The sequence below is a fragment of the Litorimonas taeanensis genome (assembly GCF_003634015.1).
GTDB lineage: Bacteria > Pseudomonadota > Alphaproteobacteria > Caulobacterales > Maricaulaceae > Litorimonas > Litorimonas taeanensis.
The window spans coordinates 496,773-521,707 of sequence record NZ_RBII01000001.1; the positions used below are offsets into that span (position 1 = coordinate 496,773).

The window sequence follows — 24,935 nt, forward strand, 5'->3', positions numbered from 1 at the left end:
GTTTCCAACAGAGAAGCGACTTTAGGTGATAGGTGATGTATGTCTGGTTTTAAGGCCATTCTGTCCGCATGGGTTATTATAGGAACGTTTTTGGGTTGTAACGCATTTGCTGCAACGCCAGCAGGCTCTATTATTCTTAACCAAGCCACGGCGACGTATTTTGATAATGAACTCGATTCAGGATTTTCTGTCCTATCGACAATAGCCTCAGTACGCGTAAAGCCTAGACCAAATTTCGCCTTACTTAACGACGTTGAACTACAGGCAAATGCTGGTGAAACCGTTGTTTTCTCTCATATTATTGAAAATACAGGCAATCAGACAGATCGTTATTTTGTTGACGCTATGCCCATTCCATCGAACCTACAGCTTCAAGAGGTTCGTTTATTTCATGATATAAACCAAAATGGCGCCGTTGATCCAGAAGATCCGCAAATAAGCGAAACGGCTAGCCTTGTGCCAGGCAGCGCAATTTCAATATTATTGTCTGGCGAGGTGCCAACAACGGCCGTTGCGGGACAGGGGTATTATGGCTCCATTCGCGCCATTTCTCAGCAAGACCCTAATCTGGTGCAGGTCCGTATGGATGTTGCCCGCATAACGTCTGATGCCGCCTTTCGCGTTTTAAAATCAGCGATGCCGAATTGCGCCACACCCGTAGGGGAAAATGAGACAATCGAATATAACCTTCGGTTTTTGAACATTAACAAATTACAGTCATCCGTAATTGAATACACAATTGACGGCGCTGTTGAGAGAGGTTTCATCATCGAAGATGAGGTGCCAGCTAACACAGTCCTTTTGGAAAATGCCGTTAGTCAAGTCGCGCCATCAAGTGCAATCATTGTTGTAAGAGATGCCAGTTCTGGACGCCTCAGCGCTTATGAGAACTTTATCGAAAGCGATTTTGTTGAATCAATTGGCATCTTTATTCCAGAGAGTGCCATGACGTCAGGGCAATCGGGTAATCTGTCATTCAAGGTCAAACCTTCGGAGAATATTACACCTGAAACGGTTGTGACAAATGTTGTCGCTGTGGATTTTGATCATGATGGCCAGACGGATATTGAGTCTAATCCTGTCTGTAATATGCTAGCGGCTAGCGGAGAGGGCGAAGAAGCAACGATTGAGTTTTTAGAACCAAATTTAGCTATTCGCAGAGCCGTGGCGCAGGCAAATTCTCAAACAAAAACAGTGCAGTTCGGGCCAAAACATGATGTAAACTCTGATTATGAGAATACAGGTCTGTATCGCTTAGAGAACTACCCGAACTATACGGTTGTTGGTGACGGTGTATATTTGCAGGTTCGTTCTTCCAGTTTTAATAAATCTTCATCCTTGGCGGACCGCCGCGACGATGACAAATTTATCCGTATTAAAATAGAGTCCAGTAAAACAGGTGATACGTTATATACGCGTGTGTTGGAAACAGAACCGAATAGCGGTCTCTTTCGTGTTGAAACGCCATTTCGTCTCTCCCTTACTGAGTTAGGGGCTGGCGGAGACTGCGGCCCCACAACTGAGGATCAATGCGTCCTTAAAAGCGCTGTCGGTGATGTGATTGGCGCGTCAATATTTGACGAAGGTATTCGCGCGACTTTGACAGCAAAGGCTTCAGTAAATCCTCAAGGCGTTGTTTTTGATTCTGCTAGTATGGCAAGTGTTTCGGGCGCTGAAGTAAACTTCATCAATGTTGATGGCTCTCCCGCTATTGACGGTCTGAGCGGAACCCCGGTGCCGCCACAAGTAACAAACGAAACAGGTTTATTTACAGTGCCTCGATTAGAGGATGGACAATATGCTGTTTCTGTGACCCCGCCTCAGGACTTTACCTTTCCGTCTCAGGTTGCGCCGTCTATTTTTGCGACGCGGCGCGTGGTGGATAACCGCTCCTATGGATTAAACGGTTATCTGAGCCGTACTGACGGGACATTTACGGGTGAATTCACAAAGCAAGAGCCGAGTTTTGATATACCGCTGGACCCGAATTTAAAGCAAGGGCAATTGCAACTTCAAAAGCAAGCGTCACAAAACACAGCAGTATTTGGGGATTTTGTTGAATATGAGCTTCGCGTCATAAACCGTAATGATGCCGTGCTTTTTGATGTCCGTGTGGATGACGTTATGCCTCGCGGCTTCACCTATGTCGCAGGATCGGCCACATTAAATGGTGAGCCTCTTGACGTTGTGAGTGGTCAAAACGGATTGCTGCAATTCAATTTAGGGCGAATGAGCATATCCGAGACTGGCATTGTCAAATATAACCTAAGAGTTGGTCCAGAAGCGCGGCCCGGCGAGTCGACCAATAGAGCGATTGCTTCCGGTCGCACCTCTGGTCTGTTGGACTCTGTTTCGGAACAAGCCACCGCAACAATCACCATACGTGATGAAGGCCTCTTTTCCGATAGAGCTTATATTATCGGCTCTGTCTATGTTGACCGAAATGGTAATGGCGAGAAAGAGGCTGAAGAGTTAGGCATACCTCATGCACGGATATGGTTTGATGACGGAACGTGGGTCGAGACCGATATGCGGGGCGATTATTCACTATATGGCATCAAACCGCGAACACACATTGCTCGTCTAGACAATGTTACTATTCCTGAATTTTTGACGCCAAAGTCTCATGGTTCTCGTTATGTATCAAAGGGTTGGTCACGGATTGTTGATCTAACGGCTGGTGAGCTTCATCGCGCAAATTTTGCTCTTGAATGTAAAGACGTGAGCACATGTTTAGGACGCGAAGCTCTGAGTGCGCTCGTTGCGGAGCGTGCGGAAACCCTTGACCCAAACGCTATATTGGATGCAGCCTTATCATATGAAGGTTTGATCGGCGAAACTGTTGATAATCGTAATTCGCGCCGCGGAGAACAAGCCGGCGTTGATGGGGATATTTCTGCGGGCCTTATCCGTGGAGCGCGGGCTTCTGCGCCAATCGGAGGCGCTACGCCGAAAGCTCAGGCGGAAACAGCCCGCGCCCCAATTGATGATGTTGAAACACCTGCGCAGATGACTCCCGAAGCGCTGGCCAAGACATTGACTGTAGAGGATGGAAAGTCAGGTAAGTGGTTCTGGCCACAAGCCGAAGAAGGCCTTGATGATGTTATTAGCCGTGATGGTAAGTTTATTGTTGCCACGCGAAAGGGTATTTCGCCGACATTGTATATTGATGGCGAAGCCGTTGATAAAAGCAATTTAGGCACGCTCATTGAAAATAAGTCCGCTAAGTCACAACTCGTGGCTTGGTATGGTTTGAATTTAGAAGCGGGCCACCATGAAATCGAAGTGCGCGGCAAGGACTTTTTTGGGAATACGCGGGTACTGGCGAAAATGTCAGTGCTTAAACCAGGAAAACCTGAGAGATTAGAGATTATAACGCCTGACACACCGGCCTTTTCTGGTGGAGATGCGATGACCTCTGTAGAAGTACATATTCTTGATGCGAAGGGTACGCCCGCAATGGGAACGCATTTTGTTACTTTGTCTATGGATGCTTTTGGTGAGCGTGTGGAATCCCTTATTCTTGAGCCTGATGTGCAGCCCAAGACACCAGGGCATCAGGTGCGCGTCGTTAACGGCGTAAAACGGCTTTCGTTGAAAGGACCAAAGAAGGCCGGCGAATATCGCGTAACGGCGAGCAATGGCGGCGAGCTTAAAACAGAACAGACCCTTTCCTTTGTTGAACCTATGCGAGATTTAATGGCTGTTGGTTTAGTTGAGTTGTCAGGCAAGAAATATAGCCTGTCTGGTCTTGCTGAACCTGCATTAGCTGATGAATTCCCAACAGAGCATGACGTAGATGGGCGGACTTCTTTGTTTTTAAAGGGTCGTATTAAAGGTGATGCTTTGCTTACCTTTGCTTATGATAGCCAAAAGAGAGAAGATGAAGGTTTGTTTCGGGACATTAACCCAGAGGCCTATTATCCTATTTATGGTGATGCGAGTGAAAAAGGTTTCGAAGCCCAGTCGCGCTCGAAAGTCTATGTGCGGGTGAACAAAGGCGGCCTCTCTGCAATGTGGGGTGATTTCCGTACAGATATTCAGAACGAAGAGTCATTGACGCGGACACGCCGATCTTTGACAGGATTTAATGCGCGCGCCAAAGACGAGAATTGGGTTGGACAGGTTTTTGCTGCAGAAACATCGGAACAGGTTCGTGTTGTCCGTCTTCGAGGGCGAGGTACGGCTTTGGACTATCAATTGCCAGATGCGCCGATTGTTCGGCACTCTGAAACCTTGACCATAGAAGTCCGAGACAAGGATGTGCCAGGGCTGTTTGTTTCGGAAACGGTTTTGGGGTTGTATCAAGACTACCGGATTGATGATGAAACAGGGCGATTGTCTTTGACGGCGCCATTGCCATCATTTGATGAATTTGGAAACCCTGTCTATCTGCGCGCTCGTTATGAAACGCTAGGCGATGGTAAAGAGGCTTTGACGGCGGGTGTTCGGTTAAATCATGAAACAGAGTCTAGCCGTGTTTGGGCTGGCTTGAATTATGATGAAGAAGGCGAAATCGTTGATAATCGCCTGACAGCCTCTGTGGGCGCAGAAGTTAGAACTGAAAAAACCCGTATTTGGGCCGAAGTAGGTCATATGGAAACCACACTGATTGATGATACAAAGTCAAACGGTAATTCAGCTAGATTTGGTATAGAAACCAGTGTCTTAGGCGGTGAACTTAAGGCTGAGGGTGCATTCGCAGAAGATGACTTTGAAAATGCAGATGCCCCGATTTTAGCTGGCCGAGTTGAAGGGCGTACGGACTTTACGCGTTCTATTGGCAAGAAGACTAGCCTGAATGCAAAAGCGACACATTCTGAAACATTGGAAACAGGAAATGCGCGTTCGACCGCTGTGGCTTTAATGCAAACCCGTCTCGATAATTGGACAATTAGCGCTGGGCCGAAATATGTTCGGTCAAAAACGGAGCAGGAGATATCTACTCAGACAAGTGCTGTTTTGCGTGTCGAACATGGTTTGAATATCTTTGGACGTAAAGCCTCTACTTTTATTGAGGGTGAACAAAATTTGGATGAGTCTAATGCGAGAATAAAAATTGGCGGTGACATGAATGTTCGCGAAGATACCCGTATTTATGCAAGCTATGCACTTGTTGACGAAATTGATGATCGCACGATTGTTGATGGTTTGACCGAGTTTAATGATCGTAATGGACAGTCGCGCGTCGTGATAGGTGCCGAAACGTCAATTTTGAAGAATACGACCGCTTATGGAGAATGGAGAGTCGCAGATAGTCTAGACGGCCATACGGGCGAGGTCGGATATGGATTGCGATCGAGTTGGGAAATCACAGACGGTATTACTGTGGCGCCGCAATTTGAATATTCCCAAAATACAGGGACGGATGAAGAGGTTGATACATCTTGGTCATTATCGGCGGCAATTGCGGACCGTAGAAGCGAGACAGCCAGAAGAACCCTTCGCGCGGAATTACGAGATACTACAAATTCCACATATTATGGCGCTCGGGCGGCTTGGGCTCAGAGGTTAAATGAGAACGTAACCGGCGCAATTAAAGTGGATGGTGCCTATGACCAATCCAAGGATGCTGAGGATCTGACACGGGTAAAAGTGACAGCAGGATTAGCACGCCGCCCGTCGGAAAGCCGCAGTACTGATTGGTTCGCGCTTTATCAGTTTTTGACGGAAGATGGCCGCGGTACTTCGCGTGATTTGCATCTTATTTCAGCTCACGCTAATCGCGAGTTTTCTAGTCGTTGGACTTTGTCTGGACGGGCGGCTTCAAAATGGGAGTCCTTCGGAGAGCAGAAGGGATCTACGCAATTACTTGGCTCGCGCTTGATATATAATCACTCAGAAAAATGGGATTTTGAAGCGAATGCTGGCTTAAGAACTTTGGACTGGGGCGATGTTACTCAGACTTCTGCTGGGATTGCTGCTGCGTTTAAGCCAGAAGATAATGTCCGGGTTAAGCTTGGGTATAATTTTACAGGCTTTGATGATCGTGACCTTGATCCAAAGGGATATAATGCTCATGGCCTATACTGGAATGTGACTGTAGCGCTTGACGAGAGCTGGTTTGGTTGGCTGCAATAGAGTGTTTGCAGGCTGATATAAGCTAATTTTAAGGAACGCTAAACGACGTGAAAGGACACTAATGTTTTTTCCGGCCCTAGACCGGCTAATGGAGAATAAATTTGGACATCCAAGGTGTAAAAACCTTTGGGAAGGGATGTATAATATATATCTGAGATTTGTCGAAAGACAGACCAATCATCCTCATATCCATTTAACTTGATACGCATGAGGCATTCTGATTCATCTGCATACCAATGTGTGCTAACGGATACAACGAGGTGCCAATCTCCAGTTGGAACATAGTAAACGTCATCTTTCAGTTCGGGTGTTGCGCTGTACCACTTTACGTTTTTGCACTTTGCGGTGGGTTGGAAACTCGGCGGCGGTAAGCTTCTTGTGTCGATAGAGTTCACGCCATTTGTCGTGCCGCATAAAATATTGCTGTCATCAAGCACTAAAACAGACCGACTTGTTGAAAACTCCCATGGCGTTTGGCTTGAAGCGCCTACCAATTTTCTAATAAATTTTCCAGTTGCAGCTTCGTAAAGAACTAGGCCATTTGATGTGCCCGCGATTAATTGGCTGGAGCCGAGTAAATTTAAACTCCACGCCGCAACGATCTCATCTGTTTCAACAATTATTTTTGCATCTTGATTGATAGGTTTCGCGGAAATGAAATTATCATGAGCGATAAAGAGCGTATCCTCATTATTTGAGGTTATACTATAGACGTTCTCTTTTTTAGACAGACTGCCACCATGAATTTGATGGAGTATATCACCGGTTAATTGCCACAAACCATTGCCGAGCGTCGCGATGAAGAGGCTGCCATCGGGGTGGTTGTATAGTGAGTAAATATAACCGAGCCGCTCTCCATTTGGCTGAAGAATTTCTTCGGCTCCACTGGCCGTATTTCTGGCGAGGCCGAGAATAGAACCAACATACAGAGTGTTATTATTGAGTGCTAAACATCGACAAGGCGAAGCATAAATTTCGGATGACTCATGTTTATAAGGAATGTTGAATTGTGGGTTTACTACACAGTAAAGGCCGCTTTGTGTTGCTGACCAAATTTTCCCAAAATTATCAACCAGGCAGTCCCATGTTTTAATGCCATCAAGCGTAAAGTTCCCGTCTGGTAAACGTAAGCCAAATGTCCCGCCGACTAAGGGGCCTTTTGGGGTTTCTGTAATGCAATAACCATCTTTTACCCCTGGCACGATGTTGGTTTTATAAACATGCCTTAAGCGGCTGATGCGGCAAAGCGCTGCATTATCGGTTGAGAGCCAAATATTGTCATCTTTATCATGATTTATGCATCTTACATAAAGGTCGGAAACCATGAGTTCTGGGGCCGTACCTTCCGAGTTTGAAAGTTCGTATTTCAACAAACGTCCATTGCAGCCAACCCATATCGCAGAACTAATTTGACATAAGGCCGTCACGACATCGCCTGTGCAGGCCGTAAATAAGGGGAAGCCTTGTGCGTTTAATAAGGTGAAACCTGTTTTGCCGCTTACTAAAATATTGTGGTTTTGCGTCAGATATAAATTTAGTGGCTGGCCGACAGTTTTGGGGAGAGTGATGGATTGCCGCGCAGGTGAATTTTGCGGAATGTCGATAAGCCCCTTAGAGGCACTAATCGCCCATATTACACCATTGCTCAGCTGAATAACGGATTTTATTGCTTCGTTCTTTAAAAGAGGGTCGTCAAACAAACGCGTGGGGCTATCTCCAATTTTCTCAAATAGACCATTTGTTCCGCCAAAAAGAGCTCTGTCACCATTTATGGTGAGGCATTCAATACGGCCGACCTCGTCAAAACAGAGAGAGCGAGGGCTTTTCTCACTTATATCTAGAACTTCGATGCCTAGATTTGAACCGAGCCATAACCGATTTTTATAATCCACGCCTATAGTGTGGAGCACATGGTTCTTTAACTCGCCATTTAATCCGAATGTATCGATAATTACGCCATCATAACAAGCAAGACCCACAGACATAAGGCACCAAATACGTCCGTCTTTGGAAGTCGTACTCTTGAAAATTTGTGTGGCTTTTAACCCGTGCTTATAACCAAAATGTTCAACAGAGTTTTGTTCTGTTCCTACGGGGAGGCCTACGAATTTTTCGTCTGAATTGGGATTAATATTGAAATATTGGGCGAGTGGCATGTTAAGAGCCAAGACCCATTTTTCGCCACCGTCTTATGGCGCGGCTATAGCTCGTAATATCATTATACCCTAATTTTTCCGCAATGGCCGCGCGCGATAAATCGCTCGTTTGAGTTAGTTCTTGTGATCTATGAAACAAGGCTGTGTCAGAGAGGTCTCTGAAAGAGGTTCCGGCTAGGTTCAGTTTTCGTGTTAAGCTGCGGCGAGAGGTATGAAAGGCTTCACTGACATCATCTACTGTTGGTCTGCCACTCGGGTAAGATCGTAGAAAACGCTCTACTTTTTCAATGAGCGTGTTTGTATTTTGTGGAAACGCGTTGGCAGGAATGTCTTCGGATGACAATTCCATAATGGCCTGAGCGTATCGCGTTGGATCTGACGTAGGGGAGGGTCGGTCAAGATGAATATTAGGAATGGCAAAAGCGTTATAATCTTGACCAAACTTTACTTTGGATAGGAACGTTTTTGCATAGGCGTCAGAATAGCTGGGCTCTGGATGTTTCAGCCAAAGCTCAGCTTCGTTTGAGTATGGTCCCATGAAACTCCGCCCCAAAGGCGTCATAATTAAAGCAAAGACTTCGGCATAAGTTCGTTGTTCAATTTTCAGCCTCTCTATAGTTTCAGGGGGGGCGTTTGGGGCAGTCGGAGGGCTGATAAATTCAAAAGAGAGTAAAAGTTTGCTTTTGGTTTCAAAAATTTCGATAAATATTGAAGCCGCGAGTTTGTGGACATATTTTGCTATGGTCATCATAGCGTCTTTAACATTCTGGCTTGAACTGACGGCATCAATAAGAGGGCCTGTTTGCTCTCGCATGAAATAATCGGGATTTTTTACGAACCAATCTGGGCCATATAAATCGATAAGATTGTGCAAAACTTGTCGCTGTTCAGCGACAGTTATTTTGCGTGGAGGGGTGTTGATAAAGGCGTAATCAAGAGACGTGTTTTGCGTGATTTTTTCAAACACGCTAGGGGTTTCTCTAAATTTTTGCAGCAGAAAGTGAGAGAAGTGTCCTGGAGATTCTGCCCTCAATATCGTGTCCATAAATGAATCAGCCTTGATGATCCTTATCAATTTCATCTTAGATTAGATGTTATAAAATATCAAGCATTTATCAGCGTTAGGTTGTTTTTCTTTAAAATTCATTCGCTAGGGTTTGGTAATACAAGTTTACCGCGGCATCCTAGCTGTTATCGTGGTAATCAGAATAGGTGAAGCTAGCTAAGGGGTTTACGGTCATTATATGATGAATTAATTCATCAAAGATAATCGCTATTAAATATACGGCGCTTGGCGATGAAAACCATTTTATGGTTGCCAAATTGAAAATATTATAGGACAATTTGTTTTGGCACTGAGAAAATTTATAATATTTTGCTTCGCGTCCAGAAAATGAGCTCTGGTGCACATTTTTTAAACGGTGGCAAATCTAGGACGACCGAGCGCAATTATAATTGGCTCGTTGAAGGCAAAATAATGGAACAGAAATCATCAGATTTTTCTGCCTATTTGGCCTACCATGTCCGCTCCTTAAATATTGTGTTAGAATCTGCTCTGAAAAAGAAATTAAAAGATACGCAATTAACGAGTGATGCGTATTATATTTTAGTCGCCAACTGGTCGAAACAGTCACTGACTCTGCATGAACTTTCCGCTTATGCTAACCTCTCAATTAAACAGGCTGAGCGTGCCGTAAATACTCTTTTTGAAATGGGATTACTGAAATCAACGAAGAATTCTAATATCGCTTCTTTGGGCAGTTATAAGCTGACAAAAGAGGGCGAGGCTTTAAATTCTGAGCTTTTGCTAAAGCGAGAATTGTTTTTAGCAAAAGCCCTAAAGTCTACACCAGAAGCTGATATTCAGACGGCTCTTTCAGTTTTAATGAAGCTGCAGGATAATATATCTGGTCTATCTTCTGACCTTTCATAATCAATTTTTGGCTCTGTTTTCTTCCCTAAGTCATTGAGTGCATTAACCTTTCCTTAAAGAAAAACTTGTTGCAGAGTTTCTTTTTCAGTACTAACCTGTAATTGTGAGACTTATGTGTACGCCTTTATTGGGTGTATTGAATTTGTGGTTCTGTACCGCGCGTCATGGCACATAATATCGTGATATCTCGCGTTTGACTATCTGGTGCAGAGCTCAATAAAGGGAGTTTTGCTGTGGTTGCTCAAAAACAATTAATTGAATCTATCGAGGGATTGCACCAAACCGCCACGGATGCGGATTTGTGGTCTACATTATATTCAATTCTCAAATTATGTAACGTCTCGGTTGTCGCTTATCATCATTTACCACCGCCAGGAGCTGTTGATTACTCTCAAAACTTCAGACGCACTGTCAGTCTAAATGCGACAGGTGATGATATTCGCGAAGATATTTTGCACCAATATTTTGAGAAAAATATCAGAAAGGGCGGGCGGGATTTAAATGATCATCAATTCTGGTCTCTTACCCCCCAAGAGGCTAAGGCTCTTGGCGAAGATAAAATGATCGACGCAAAATTACCTTTCCCGAGCAAAGTTATCCAAGGGGTGACGTTCCCTGTTCATGGGCCCGGTGGTCGCAACGGATGTTTCTCTGTCGTTTTAGGGGCAGGTGTGTCCGCTGAAGATTGTCCCGAATTGCGCGTTATCGAATGGGCTTGCCAAAATGCCCACCAAAAATTCTGTAAAATTCAGATCGACAAGAATGGAAGTCTACCGAAATTGACGGATAGAGAAGTCGAAATACTGACGTGGGTTGCCCGCGGTAAAAGCAATGGTGTCATTGCGCAAATTTTAGAAATCTCACCCCATACCGTAAATACTTATATGAGACGAATATTCCTGAAGATGGGAATTTCAGACCGCACAACTGTCGCTTTGGCGGGTCTTAATAATGGATTAATAGAATTGTAGGCTTCTGAGGTTTCATTGAAAAGTCAAGCATTTTGATAAAGTTATCGTTAACCTTGGGTGGTAACTTGGCTCAAAATGCCATGATATACGTCAATCGCGCCCTTTTTTTAATTGAAATTTCAAGTACCAATTGTTTTGTGAGTAAAACGAAAGCTGGTAATTTTATCGGTATGGGGCGGAAATGAATTTATATGGCGCATTAGATAAAATCAACGAAACGCATGACGCGGCAGGTCTTTGGAATTTTGTCGCAGACTATATGGGGGCACAATCTGTCCCAGCTTATGTGTATCACCATCTGCCGGCACCGGGGGCTATCGATTATTACGATCAGTTTTTTGTCAAGAAATCCATAGGTGAAGCACCAAGCCAACTGTGTGATTTGGTACATGATTACTTTACATCAAACTTTCGCGATAGCGCACGATCAATGGAAAAAGTTCAACATTGGAAGAACTGCTGCACAGTCGATCGATTGAGTGACCAAGGCGAAGTAATTTCTACGCAATCCGTTTCTGGGGTGACATTGCCTGTGCATGGACCCGGGGGACGAAATGGGTGTTTCTCTATAGTTTTGCCTTCACATCAAACAGAATGCGAAAATTTTGACCTGCGTAAAGTCAAGTGGCTGTGCCAGAGCGCGCATCAAACCTACTGCAAGATATTAATTGAAAACAACATGGACATGCCAAAATTAACCCCCCGCGAAATTGAAATTTTATCATGGATGGCTTTGGGAAAAACTAACAATGAAATTGCTATTTGTTTGGATATTTCGACCCACACCGTCAGCACTTATACTCGCCGAATTTTTCTGAAAACCAATACGGCGGATCGTACCTCGGCCAGCCTCTATGGCATTAGTAATGGTTTGCTAAAGCTCTAAAATATAACCATATTTCGACGCTTGATATAAGCCGCCTAAGTTTAGTCTTAGGCGGTTTTCTTTTTATTGAAAGTCTTGCGTTTTTGTCACCTATATGAGGTACCCCCATTCGACTAGATGATGTGGTGAATTGTGACAGGGATGCACTGGCTGTATGTATAATGTACCGATTGCGTTCAATTAGTCTCACAGCAAGGAGCGCGATCGGTCTATAATATGACCTGCGCTTTGCGCCCCCTCGCTTACTGAACAAGCGCAGGTCATTCTTATAGACCTTAAGGCGACCCGAAAGTGGCCAATTTAGTTGCGGAGCGAAGGCCCTGTAATGAAAAAGAGGATGCATCGAATATTTGGGCGCAGCCTCGTTTAGTGGAGTCTTACCCTGTGTCTCAATCCTGTATTCAAAGAATTACACGATTCATGAGTTTCTTTGCAGCTAAGCCCATATTTCAAAATAAAAACCTATTACATAAGGCTGTGTATCCAGCACTTGCCTGCCTTGCTATATCGACGCCTGCCTCAGCTTATCAATATTGCCAAGCGCAAGACCCAGCCGGTGATACGGCTTGGGACATTAATGATAATGGTAGCACGGATACACCGTTCACATTTGAAACCGGTGATGTGTGGACGAATGTGTTAAACTTGGATGATGTCAGTATTCGAGGAAAACACCAATATGCGGGTGATTTGGCGGCCTCGATGATTAGTCCCGATAATACTGAAGTCATTCTCTTTAGGCTAGGGGATGGCCGTTATGGGGAGGGGGCCTCTAATTGTAGTCGCGCCGATTTTGACATTTCATTTTCTGATAATGATCCAGGGACAGACCTTTCAGTCCGAGATCAAGGCAATTATTGTGTGGGTACAAATAATCGTTCGACAGAAGGAAATTATCCTCGTCCATATTTGCCAAATTTTCCAGACGTTGGGGACTCTCCAGCCCTACAGGGGACTGCAAAGACCTATAATTCAGAGGGGTTAAGTTCAAATTTGCTATCAAATTTCATAGGCGACGACCCTGCGGGCGGGGCTTGGAATTTGAGAATGGTCGATGCCTATAATCAAGACTTCGGGACTCTAGAGGAAGTCTGCGTTAATATGGATTTCGCCTCTGTGACCTATGATATGTGGGTGAGTTCTGATGAAACCTGCACAGATAAATTAGATAACGCCACATTCTTTGTCGGAGACGAAATTCACGTTTGTTATGTGGCGTCAAATGAAGCGACGCAAAATTTTACCTTATTGTCAGAGGTCAATAATCACGGGCAAGACCTGACGGAACTCTCGGGAGCTTATACAAAAAAGCTTGGCGGGACACAGACGGTGAAGTCTGCAGTCCGAACCTTTACAGCGGGGGATGCGTCAACGCCTCTCGGCACGACGACTTTATCAGGCACTATCACGGTTGAGGGTACGGATACACATTTTAGTTCTGGACAGCAATTGACGACTTCGGAGCAAGTGCAAATTACAGTTAGAGACCCTGAATCTGATCTATCTCTCTTTTTATGGGCGGACACTTTGGTTCCGCTTTCTGGTACGCAAGTGACCTATACAGTCGAAGTGACAAACTCGGGCGATGATGACGCAACGGGTGTAGTCATCAGCCTGCCACTGGATACAAACCATACTTATGCGTCTGACAGTTCTGGAGGCGCACCAGGAGAATATGTTGATTATAACCCTGTCACGGGGTTGTGGAATGTCGGCAATATTGCGGTTAATGCAACCGAAATCCTAGAGCTTGTCGTCACGGCAACAGGGTCGGGTATATCTACTATAACCACCACAGCAGAGGTTTGGGCTTCTGATAATGATGACCCCGACTCAACCCCCGCTAATGGCCCTCAAATTTTACTGCCCGAAGATGATGATGATACCGTCATTATCACGCCAGCGATTGCCTTAACCGCGACCCCTCTGCCAACAGGGCCAGCTTTTCTTTGTAACACGAATTTTTATCAAGTGCTGTCAGGGGCTCTGAATGTACTAGACCCTGTGACGACGAGCTATTCCCCGATTGGGTCGTCACAACCCAACTATAATGCAGCGGGATATAATATTATTGATAATTATATCTATGGCGTTGGTGTAGGAGGAACGGCGACTAATCAGCTTGTCCGTATAAACAGCGATGGAACGCAGCAACTCTTAAAAGATCTTGGTCATATATCTTATCGAGGAGATATGAACCGCCGAAATGAATTGGTGTATCGGGAAGGTTCAAACCTTTGGGCTGTCAATGTTACGACAGGTGTTTCGCGTTTGGTTATGGCAAGCTCCCCCGCATTGGGCGGAGATTTCGTACATCGCGATACGGGGCTAGAGGGAAGTCTTGTCGGTGTTGAAGGCAGCATCATACGTGTGCTTGATTTGGATAGTCTCACCTATGACGATAAAAGCTATATCGGCGATATGGTTGGCCAGTCAGGGGCCTTTGGCGCTATTTGGGGCGGCAGCGGCGAACGTATTTTCATGTTTAATAATGCCTCTGGGAATATCTATTACAGCGATGATTGGGAAACCTCTTCGACGCCGACAACAATATTAGCGGGCAATGCTGGTCCAAATGGCGGCAATGACGGTATGGCCTGTGCGCTGGCGCTCGTCCCTACTTTTCCGCCTGTGGCGTATAATGATGTCATGAGCGCTTTCCAAGATCAGGATTCTATTGGCAATGTATTAGATGATAATGGTTTAGGGGCCGATTTTGATCCTGAAGGCACGCCGTTAACGGTGAATACAAGCCCCGTCATAGGGCCCGGTAGTGGCTCCGTCGTTTTAAATGCAGATGGTAGCTTTGTTTATACACCAAACCCCGGCTTTTCAGGTGTCGATAGTTTTACATATGAAGTTGCAGATCAAGAGAACCAAACCGCAACGGCCGTTGTCACGCTCACTGTATTGCCGCCTCCCACGGCGGATCTCTCCCTCAGCAAGACAGCCAATACAACGACGCCGGGAACTGGGTCAGATGTTACATTTACAATAACTGTAACAAATGAAGAGGCGAGCGGCGGTGACACGGCTATAGAGGTTATCGTGCGGGATGTCCTGCCAGAAGGATTGACTTACGTTTCGGACAGTTCGGGCGGAACGGTGGGCTCGCCTGTGAACTATGACCCTGTATCAGGGGAGTGGGATGTGGGTAGCGTTGCTGCGAATAGCTCGGTTTCCTTAGACATTGTTGCCATCGTCAGCGGCGTAGCAACGATTACGAATTCCGCCGAAATTTACTACTCTCCGGCTATTGATAATGACTCTACGCCGAATAACCAAGTCGCGTCAGAAGATGACCAAGATTCTATTTCTATCACACCTGTGATTGCCCCGGTGGCATATGACGACACGGTTGAAGGTATTCGTAACAGAGTCAGAAATGGTGACGTATTGATAGATAATGGAAATGGCACGGATTATGACCCCAATGGATATCCTTTAATCGTCAACACAACCTTGGTGTCTTCACCAAGTAATGGTTCTGTTGTTTTGAATTCCGACGGGACATTTTCTTACACGCCAGATACAAATTTTACAGGGACTGATAGTTTCGAATATGAAATTTCAAATGTCGCAGGGGGGACGGACAGGGCGACCGTCACTCTCTCAATCATTTCTGCGCCGCTCTATTATCTCTATATGACCAAGGAGTTTACGGCGAATGATGATGCCGATAATTCAGGAACGGTTTCCGTCGGTGATACGCTGACCTATAGAATTACGGCTAATAATGGCGGGGTCTTGAATATCCTCGGGGTTACGGTTCAAGATAACATGCTGACGCCTAGTTCAACATATTGCGGGACACTTATATTTTCTAACCCTTGTGTTCTTGAAGGCACCTATAAGGTCACGGCTGCTGATGAGAGTGCGGGCCTAATTTATAACGAGGCTACGGCGACATCTATAACAGCCAGTGCAATTATCAATAAGACGGTTGTTGTCCCTCCTGGGGCTGATCCGGCCATGAGTGTTTCAAAATCTCAGCCTACGAATTCAGACGAGGATGGAAGTGGAACAATTTCATTAGGGGATACGCTCACCTATATGATTACCGCGACGAATACGGGGAAAACGACGCTTAACAATCTGACTATCACGGACAGCTTAACCACACCGAATAGTAAGGTTTGCGCCTCTGTTATTGCCGATCGCACCTGTACTTTAATCGGAACTTATACTGTCACAGAAGCCGATGTGGCTGCTGGCTCGATTACGAATACGGGGCAGGGCGTCTCTGATGAATTGCCAACTCCGACAGCCGATACGGTCGTGACGCAAATTGACAGAGGTGTAACCCGCTTTCAGCCTGATCAGAACTCTGTGGTCGCAGCGTGTACTCGGGTTGAATATAAACATAACCTATCAATAGCGGCCGATGATGTCGGACTCTCGGCAATAGCGAGCGTTAGCTCAAGTTTGGGTTGGGATTTTGATGTCTATCTAGACCTAGATGGTGACGGAGCAGAGGATAGTGAAAGGCTGACTACATTGACGACGCTACCCGCGGCAGGGGATTATTTCGTCTATGTCATCGCGCAAATTGATTGCGGGGCCCTAGAGGGATCCATCGATGTCGCCGATGTAACCCTCGTCATTGACCCGGGGGGAACGAATGAAACGTCCCTGACTGTGCAAGATACGACAAGGATATTGGCAAGTGGCCTTGGGGCCTTGTCAGGTACAAAGCAAATGTCATTGGATGCTGACTGTAACGGCGAAAGTGATGCCGGAACCTTTAGTGAAACAGTGTCTGCGTCGCCGGGAGAGTGTGTGATATATCGTATCACCATGTTAAACCCCGGTCTTGGGGATATTTCTGACCCTATCGTAAAGGATAGTATTCCCCATTATACAACCTATCTTGATAGTTCTGCGGCCTATGTCACCAATGCTGCGCTTACGCCGGGTGTCCCTTCATTGCCTGCTGGCGGCAGCCGAGGCTTGATTAACTTCCCTTACTCTGGAACGCTGCAAAGCGGAGAAACGGCGAGCGTTCAATTTGCCGTTAAACTCGCGGACTAACATCGGTTGAAGAAGGGGCCGTCTCTCTATACTTACACTGTGTAAGATTCGCGGAGAGAATAATGAAAACACGGGCAGCCGTAGCATTTGAAGCTAAACAACCACTTGAGATCGTTGAACTGGACCTTGAAGGTCCTAAAGATGGCGAAGTGCTTGTTGAGATTATGGCGACAGGTATTTGCCATACGGATGCTTACACTTTGGATGGATTGGACAGTGAAGGGTTGTTCCCCTCCGTTCTTGGGCATGAGGGTGCGGGCGTGGTTCGCGAAGTCGGGAAGGGCGTTACGTCGGTCAAACCCGGTGATCATGTGATTCCACTTTACACGCCTGAATGTCGCCAATGTAAGTCATGCCTGTCTGGAAAGACGAATTTGTGTACAGCTATACGCGCAACACAAGGTAAAGGCGTGATGCCGGACGGTACGTCGCGGTTTTCTTATAAGGGCCAACCCATATATCATTATATGGGCTGCTCTACATTTTCCAATTTTACAGTCTTGCCTGAAATTGCGGTCGCTAAAATTCGCGAAGATGCTCCGTTCAATACGTCTTGCTATGTTGGTTGCGGCGTGACGACGGGTGTGGGCGCTGTGACGAATACTGCAAAGGTTCAAGCTGGTGATAATATTATTGTCTTTGGACTGGGAGGCATTGGGCTTAATGTGCTTCAGGCTGCGCGCATGGTCGGAGCCAATAAGATTATTGGCGTTGATATTAACAATGACAAAGAAGAATGGGGCCGTAAATTCGGCATGACAGATTTCGTCAACCCGCGTGAGCTAGATGGAGATGTGGTAGAGGAATTAGTGCGCTTAACCGACGGCGGCGCTGACTTCACTTTTGATTGCACAGGGAATACGGTTGTTATGCGCCAAGCGCTGGAGGCGTGTCACCGTGGGTGGGGTGTCTCAGTCGTAATTGGTGTCGCGGAAGCGGGTAAAGAAATTTCTACGCGACCCTTTCAACTGGTGACAGGGCGTGTTTGGAAGGGCACAGCCTTTGGCGGTGCCAAGGGGCGTACGGACGTGCCCAAGATTGTAGATTGGTACATGAATGGGAAAATTGAAATTGACTCGATGATTACCCACCAATTGAAACTAGACGATATCAACAAAGCCTTTGACCTCATGCATGAGGGGAAGTCTATTCGTAGTGTGGTGGTATATTAACCGCCAAAATATAGAATTTGAAATCAGCAAAGATTAAATCACGCTCTAACTCTCAATAGATTGACTAATTTATGACCTTATCTTTCAAAAGCAAAACTGCCAATCTTGATGGTATTTATGCGGCTCTTTTTTCGGCTTCAGAAGTTATTTATGCGGAATTGAAAAAAGGGGCGGGTTTAAAATTCGCTACGTCGAGTAATGAGTCAGGTGACGATCAAATTGAACTTGACGTTATTGCGGATGAAGCCTTCTTTCACGCATTGAAAAAAGATGAAAATGTTCGCTATGTCGTGTCAGAGGAAAGACCGGGGCTGAATAAGATTTCAGATGGAGCCTATAGCGTCGCTTTGGATCCTTTGGATGGATCTAAGTCAGCCTTAGTGGGTATACCATCAGGCGCAATTTTTGGTATTTTTGAAAATGCTGAAGTGGCGAAGGATTTTTCAGGTAAGAACATAATCAGCGGCGGCTTCTTTGTTTTCGGTATGAATTTAGAGGCCTATTTCGCGGATGGCGCAGATGTCTATAAGGGGATATTCAATCAAGACACAGCTGAATGGTTAGTCATGCCTATCGAAGGCGGTCTTCCATCCGCAGATGTTTTGGCGATAAATGGCGCCAATCAAACTGTCTGGGATTCATGGCTACAAGCCCATTATGCCAGCCTGCTTGATACGCATGGCGGCACAGTAAAACCCCATAATATGCGTTGGTATGCTTCTATGGTGTCAGACATAAAGCGCCTTGTTTTACAGGGCGGCATTTTTGCTTATCCAAGTGCCAATAGAAAAGGGTATGAGCAGGGACATTTGCGTTTGGTCTATGAAGCTATACCGATGTCATTTATTATCAAAGCTATGGGCGGTGCATCTACGAATGGCGATAGGTCAATCCTTGAAGCGACCGTAACGACCCTACACGAGAAAACGCCTGTGTTCATTGGTGAAGTCGATAAGATTGCGGCAGTAGAAGCCGCAAAGAAGGCCAGTACACACTGAGTACAGAGCTGGATTTATTCTAGGCCGAGAGCGTCGAGCATATCCTTATCCCATTTACCGCTTTCATAATTGTAGATGGGAAAGGTGTTCGCATAGGCCCAGAGACACCATGGAATCTCCGCGGCTTCCATCTCGCGGCGTACGGCATTCACCCATTTCACTCGGTCTTCATGTTTAATAGAGGTGTAGACGCCAAATTCACCCAGGAATAAAGGTTGCCCTGTTTTGACTTTATAGCGTTTAATGCCGGACATGGCTTCTGCCAGTTCGGCTTTGTCAGTATGATTGCCCCAGCTTCGTAATGTGTTTGGCATATCTGGTTTGGTCCATTCAGCTTTGTAATGCGTGAAATCAAATGGTTCGTAGTAATGAAAAGTGAAAACAATATTGGAATCCGGGGCGACCATATTGGTATCGAGTTGACGCCAGTTTGACCAAAACTCGCCCCCTAAAATAACAATGCGATCCGGATGATGTATGCGAATAGCCTCAATTGCGAGCGCTTGAGATTGGCGCATGATGTCGCCTTTGAGCTGATTATTGGGTTCATTCAGTGTTTCAAACCAAAGGTCGTCTGGATAGCCTTTAAATAAGGCACCGACTTGTTTCCAGATACTGACGAGCCGATCCATTTCGGCCGCTGGTGTCTCGTTAATTTCATCAAAGTGATGAATGTTCAAGATGACGTTTAAGTTTTGAGAGAGTGCCTCATCAACATAGGCCTTCACGGTATTTGAAAAGGTGGGGTCTAGCGTGAAATCAGGCGCTGGCCCCGTATAATCACTCCATTTGACAGGTAGCCGGATAGTATCAAAACCTTTGCTTTTTATCAGAGCAAAGTCTTCTTTATCAATCCAGCCGCCACCATTTTGACGCTGTTTTCGAAGGACTTCAAAAGAATTGCCCATATTCACACAGCGTTGCATGTCAAATTTTTCCCAGACCGTTTGGTTGCTGTGTGATTGTGCGGTCTCTGATAGAGATAAGGTTGTCTTTTCTGCAGGAGAAGAATTTGTACAACTCACTAAGGCAAAGGCGGCCGTTATCACGGCACTGCCTGAGAAAAATTTAGACATGACTTATCCTTTCAAGTTGTAGCCCTTTAAAATGCGCAACTCGCCAGACCGTTATCATCTTCAGCAATGTGAAGGTTTGATATAGAAACAGCGGCTGGCCCCGTTGATGAGAGAGTAAAGGGAGATTTAATAGAAGACATATCTGCCCCAGCATTTCGGAAACATGAAAGCGATATGCGAACGGATTTCCAATCAGTGCCAAGGCCATCTACGGATTGAGAAATATCCAAACTGCCTTTGCAATCATCGTCTGGACAGCTAGCTGAGAGCGTGAGCATGCCTTGTCGCTCTGTATTTCTTTTTATGTTAAATGAAAGTTCAAGCGCTGCCGTCGTTTCACGGGACAGGTCAACCGGGTCGCTCGTGCTGATAGAGGTTGTGCCAGCTCCTGTGAATTCTATCTTTAGCGCGTCCTCTTGGGCCAAATGATCAACGGCAGAGGTTTTAGCATTGCCCGTAACGTCAAGAGCCCAAGGAGGCTGGACCAATCCATCTTTGAATAGGGTAAGGTTTAACCCAGCTGCGGAGAGGTCGATTCCAGGGGCTTCATCTAGGGTCGGCAAGGATTTTGCGTCCGCATAATTTAAACCAAATCCATAAGCGAAGAGCGGGTCATAATTTGCATCGCCATAATTTAAAGGCGTTTGACCGGCTGATTTAGGCCAAGAGAATGAGAGTTTCCCTTTAAAGTCATGTGCGATATGACCGTTTTCATCACTAAAGAGGACATCGGCTATCCCTGCGCCTTCTGAACCGGGCAGCCATGCTGCAACAAAGGCGTCAGAGGCATTTAGCTCTGGGTTCACCCAAAGAGGGCGGCCCGAAAGGAAAACTGAAACAGTTTTGATGCCTTGGCTTTGTAGGTCTCTAAGAAGCTGAACCTCCTTTTGGCCAAAAGGATCATAGCCGACATGAGAAACGTCCCCTTGAAATTCGGCATATGGATCTTCGCCAAAGACTACGATGGCTACGTCTGGCTTTTGTGAATAGCTTCCATCTTCGCTTAGCACCGCAGAACCGCCGCCTTTAGTCACAGCTTTTTTAATGCCGCTAAAAATGCTTTCACCAGAAGGGAAGAGGTCGTTGTCTAACCCTCCGCCCTGCCATGTGAGTGTCCATCCGCCAGCTTGTTTAGAGATGTCATTTGCCCCTTCACCTGTGACAAGAATATTCAAGCTTGGTGCGAGAGGGAGAGTTTGGTTCTCATTTTTCAACAGGACTAAGGACTCTCGTACGGCTTGACGAGCCACGGCTTTATGCGCAGCCGCGCCCAGCACAGAGCGATCGCCCGCAAGAGGGCGTTCAGAAGGCTTGCCCATGTCAAATAGGCCATATCGTATCTTTGCGCGTAAAATGCGGCGAACAGCATCATCAAGGCGGTCCATAGAGACTTCTCCTGATTTGGCTTGCGCTAGAAGGTTTATATATAGGCCTTTCCAGCTATCTGGCGCCATATACATATCAAGTCCTGCTTCTAATGCGTCTGGACAGTTTTCATTTGTGCATCCCGGAATTTGCCCATGAGCATTCCAATCCCCAACGATAAACCCTTGGAAGTCCATTCTGTCTTTCAGTGCGTCCGTTAGAAGGTATTTCGAACCATGAACCTTTTGGCCTTTCCAACTGGAGAAAGAAGCCATGACGGACAAGGCGCCTGCATCAAGTGCGGGGGGGTATCCTGCATTATGAATCCGAACGAGCTCTTCAATCGGGGCCAAGGCATCGCCTTGGTCTTTACCCATATCCGTGCCCCCATCCGCCAGAAAATGTTTGGCCGTTGATATAACGTGCGAAGAGTCAATTCCGCCAGTTTGTGGGAGATTGCCTTGAATGCCTTCTACTATTTTACCGGCGTAAGAGGCAACGATTTCAGGGTGTTCTCCAAAGCCTTCATAGGTGCGCCCCCATCTATCATCTTGGGGTACCGCAACTGTTGGCGCAAAGGTCCAGTCATGTCCTGTTGCCCGTAATTCTCGTGCTGTGACAGCGGCTATATCTCTTATGAGGTCAGGATTTCGAGCCGCGCCAAGGCCAATATTATGAGGGAAGATAGTTGCCCCGATGACATTACCATGACCATGGACCGCATCGATACCCCAAATGACAGGGATGGCGACATCGACGTCACTCTCGTCGACAGAGGCGAGATAATAGGCGTCAGCGGCTTCTACCCATTGTTCTATCTTGGCGTAAGGTAGCTCACCTGGCGCGGAATTTCCTCCGCTTAGAACAGACCCTAAGTGATAGGTTTTAACATCTTCTGGGGTTACGGCGGTGCTATCGCCTTGGATGACTTGCCCGACTTTTTGTTCTAATGTCATGCGCGACATAATATCGGTAATTTGGGCCTCGATTGCAGGATCTATCATGAAGCTCCCATCGAGTTTTGGCCACACATCCAATTCATTGGCGCTAGAGCGGCTATCAGAATCTGAGTTATCAATGCCAGCATTACTGCAAGCAGAAAGGGCCACGCCTAGGCATAGGGTCGCAATAAAGGATCGCATCATTTACTCCTTAATAGTCTTCTATCGACAAAATCATTTCGGCGGTTTGTGTTTCGCCAGGGTTTAAAATTTCAATGCCTGTGTCAGCATGTTCATGCCTCCAATTCAGGCCATTATTCATATGAGTAACAGGTTCAAAGCATGCGGCCTTGGTTGGATTGTCCAAATACACCACCGCATGTGTCAAGTTTTTGCTGCCTTGGATACAAACCCTCTGATGCGCTTGTGGCCAGTTGAAATAGGCGGGAAGTTTTAAACCTGTGAAACAGTGATCAACACTGACCTTCGATACAGTTTTAGCCCTTGTAAAATCCCAAGCCTCTGGAAGTTTGGCGAGCCTTACGGGGAGTTTGTCATCATTGCTCATCCAGACGTGGCGCGATTGAAATTGCAACTCCGCTGTGTCGTGGGTTGCAAAATAGGGGTGAAAACCAAGACCTGACGGCATGGATTGCGTGTCATCATTTGTCACTGATAATGTAAAATGAAGGCCGTCTTCACTGGCACAGAGGCTATGCGAAGCTGTAAAGCGCCAAGGCCAAGTTTGGCTAGGTTGCGCATGGCACATTTGAAGCGTTACTTTCTTCACATCTGATTGCACTACATCCCATTTAGATTGCCATGCTGTGCCATGAAGGGGGTGTGGTTGTTCTAATTTGTCCCATGAAAGAACATGGTTACGCCCTTTAAATTGAAAGGTACCGTTTTCGATACGGTTGGAATAAGGGGCGAGAGGGAAATGCCCTGTCATAAGCGGGTTAGGGGTCTGAAACCAATCGGGTGGAGCAGGGCGTAATATGTCACGGCCATTATACTGGCATGATAATATTGCCGCGCCGTGGGAGGGCGCGAGTTGAAGCGACCAACCCCCATGCGCAATGTCGAGAGTTTCGACTCGAGGTTTTGTCTTTTCTTTAAGCGAGAGGGGCACGTTTCGGAGCCGCTGCCATAGATTCAGCCAAAGCTGTGTATAGTGGTTTTTGACGGTAGTTTTTGTCGAACGGTGTACCGCGTTTGTCCAATCCATCCTCACGTGGCCAGAAATCCTGCAGCCATGAGTGGTGGTCAACCATACCCCATGTCAGAATCTCTTTCACATTCGCGAAATCAAGTGTCATATCCAGATATTCACGAGCGTAGTCTGCGACGATTTGGTCGCGTTTAACGACATTCGCTGTAAGTCTTTCATCATTAACGTCGAACTCAGTAATCGTTATATCAAGGCCCATATCTTTGACTTCATTGAGGAAATGCAGCCAGTCAGCTTTGTCATAAGACGTCGTAAACCCTGTGACAGGATCACCTGCATATGTTCCTAAATGCCCTTGAATACCCAAGGCGTCGATAGGGGTGCCGCGTTTTTTCATATCTTCTAAGAGCTTAAGGATGCCTCTTCGATGAGCGGCGCTATGCTTTTCCCAAGACATATAATCATTATAAACAAGTTGTGCGTTGGGAGCATGTGACTTCGCAATTCGGAAAGCGGTGTCCATTACACCTGGCCCTAAGGCTTTGGTGAAAACCGTATTGCGTATCTCGCCCGTTTCAGGGTCTATTGTTTCATTGGCGACATCCCAAGAATATACTTGGCCATCAAAGTTTGAAATCAACGCGCCAAAATATTCGTCAAGATGTGCTTCTGCGCTGGTGGCGTTTAGATCTAAATCCTGAACCCATTGCGGCATATAAGTATTTCGGTTCCAGAGAAGTGTATGTCCTCTGAGTCCCATATGATTATCCGCGGCAAATTTTGCGACGCCGTTCGCACGTTCGAACCGATAATCACCGGGGACCGGCTGCACCGTATATCGTTTGAATTCATTCTCGGCGACGACAATGTCGCAGTGTGTTTTGACGAGTTCCATATAGGTTTTGTCATTAAAGGGATTGTCAGGGCGGTTGACACCTTCCCCGTCATTATTTCCCCAATAGGCAATGGCATTGCCAAATCGTAGACCTGATGACTTTGCAATATCTTTTAGCGTTTTGCTATCTAGGAGAGCGCTCGGTGGGTGGGTTGCGCAAGCTGTCGTGGCCGCAGCTGAAGCAGCGGCCAGAAAATGACGACGTGTTAACATGTCGAATTCCCCTCATTATTCTCGGTATAGGCATTTTGCCTTTATT

Annotated in this window: 13 protein-coding genes; 7 read left to right on the forward strand and 6 right to left on the reverse strand. The window is 46.2% G+C overall.

What is annotated here, in order from left to right; genetic code table 11:
- Window positions 1-39: 39 nt before the first annotated feature.
- Entirely contained in the window at window positions 40-6,081 is a 6,042-nt protein-coding gene (locus tag DES40_RS02270; protein WP_121098947.1) for a DUF11 domain-containing protein, read from the forward strand.
- A 38-nt stretch (window positions 6,082-6,119) separates the two neighbouring features.
- On the opposite strand, the gene DES40_RS02275 is transcribed toward DES40_RS02270, so the two are convergent.
- Both DES40_RS02275 and DES40_RS02280 read right to left on the reverse strand, forming a co-directional pair.
- Complete coding sequence (locus tag DES40_RS02275; protein WP_121098948.1) at window positions 6,120-8,237, reverse strand: hypothetical protein; 2,118 nt, start codon at window positions 8,235-8,237, stop codon at window positions 6,120-6,122.
- A 1-nt stretch (window position 8,238) separates the two neighbouring features.
- On the reverse strand, window positions 8,239-9,204 hold the full coding sequence (locus DES40_RS02280; protein ID WP_170144843.1) for an AraC family transcriptional regulator: 966 nt from the start codon (window positions 9,202-9,204) through the stop codon (window positions 8,239-8,241).
- 510 nt (window positions 9,205-9,714) lie between these two features.
- On the opposite strand from DES40_RS02280, the gene DES40_RS02285 reads away from it, so the two are divergent.
- The 6 genes from DES40_RS02285 (at window position 9,715) to DES40_RS02310 (ending at window position 19,228) form a co-directional block, all read left to right on the forward strand.
- The gene (locus tag DES40_RS02285) at window positions 9,715-10,170 is read left to right on the forward strand and encodes a MarR family winged helix-turn-helix transcriptional regulator (protein ID WP_147405833.1); all 456 of its coding nucleotides are present in this window, start codon (window positions 9,715-9,717) and stop codon (window positions 10,168-10,170) included.
- 233 nt (window positions 10,171-10,403) lie between these two features.
- The gene (locus DES40_RS13465) at window positions 10,404-11,141 is read left to right on the forward strand and encodes a helix-turn-helix transcriptional regulator (RefSeq protein ID WP_121098951.1); all 738 of its coding nucleotides are present in this window, start codon (window positions 10,404-10,406) and stop codon (window positions 11,139-11,141) included.
- 181 nt (window positions 11,142-11,322) lie between these two features.
- The gene (locus DES40_RS02295) at window positions 11,323-12,027 is read left to right on the forward strand and encodes a helix-turn-helix transcriptional regulator (protein WP_121098952.1); all 705 of its coding nucleotides are present in this window, start codon (window positions 11,323-11,325) and stop codon (window positions 12,025-12,027) included.
- A 420-nt stretch (window positions 12,028-12,447) separates the two neighbouring features.
- Window positions 12,448-17,058 (forward strand): Ig-like domain-containing protein, encoded by a 4,611-nt coding sequence (locus DES40_RS02300; protein ID WP_147405834.1) that lies wholly within the window; start codon window positions 12,448-12,450, stop codon window positions 17,056-17,058.
- 62 nt (window positions 17,059-17,120) lie between these two features.
- Window positions 17,121-18,230 carry an S-(hydroxymethyl)glutathione dehydrogenase/class III alcohol dehydrogenase gene (locus DES40_RS02305; RefSeq protein WP_121098954.1) on the forward strand — a complete coding sequence of 370 codons (1,110 nt, stop codon included), beginning with the start codon at window positions 17,121-17,123 and terminating at the stop codon, window positions 18,228-18,230.
- A gap of 71 nt (window positions 18,231-18,301) precedes the next feature.
- Complete coding sequence (locus DES40_RS02310; protein WP_121098955.1) at window positions 18,302-19,228, forward strand: class 1 fructose-bisphosphatase; 927 nt, start codon at window positions 18,302-18,304, stop codon at window positions 19,226-19,228.
- Window positions 19,229-19,242: 14 nt separating this feature from the next.
- On the opposite strand, the gene DES40_RS02315 is transcribed toward DES40_RS02310, so the two are convergent.
- From DES40_RS02315 to DES40_RS02330, 4 genes are read right to left on the reverse strand one after another with little or no spacing between them, the layout of a single operon-like run.
- On the reverse strand, window positions 19,243-20,304 hold the full coding sequence (locus DES40_RS02315; RefSeq protein WP_121098956.1) for a glycoside hydrolase family 5 protein: 1,062 nt from the start codon (window positions 20,302-20,304) through the stop codon (window positions 19,243-19,245).
- Between the two features lie 26 nt (window positions 20,305-20,330).
- Window positions 20,331-22,814: a glycoside hydrolase family 3 protein gene (locus DES40_RS02320; protein WP_121098957.1), complete on the reverse strand. Its 2,484-nt coding sequence runs from the start codon at window positions 22,812-22,814 to the stop codon at window positions 20,331-20,333.
- Window positions 22,815-22,821: 7 nt separating this feature from the next.
- The gene (locus DES40_RS02325; RefSeq protein WP_170144844.1) at window positions 22,822-23,742 is read right to left on the reverse strand and encodes an aldose epimerase family protein; all 921 of its coding nucleotides are present in this window, start codon (window positions 23,740-23,742) and stop codon (window positions 22,822-22,824) included.
- Complete coding sequence (locus DES40_RS02330) at window positions 23,726-24,889, reverse strand: endo-1,4-beta-xylanase (protein ID WP_121098959.1); 1,164 nt, start codon at window positions 24,887-24,889, stop codon at window positions 23,726-23,728. The genes DES40_RS02325 and DES40_RS02330 overlap by 17 nt, the downstream gene beginning before the upstream one ends.
- Window positions 24,890-24,935 lie beyond the last annotated feature (46 nt).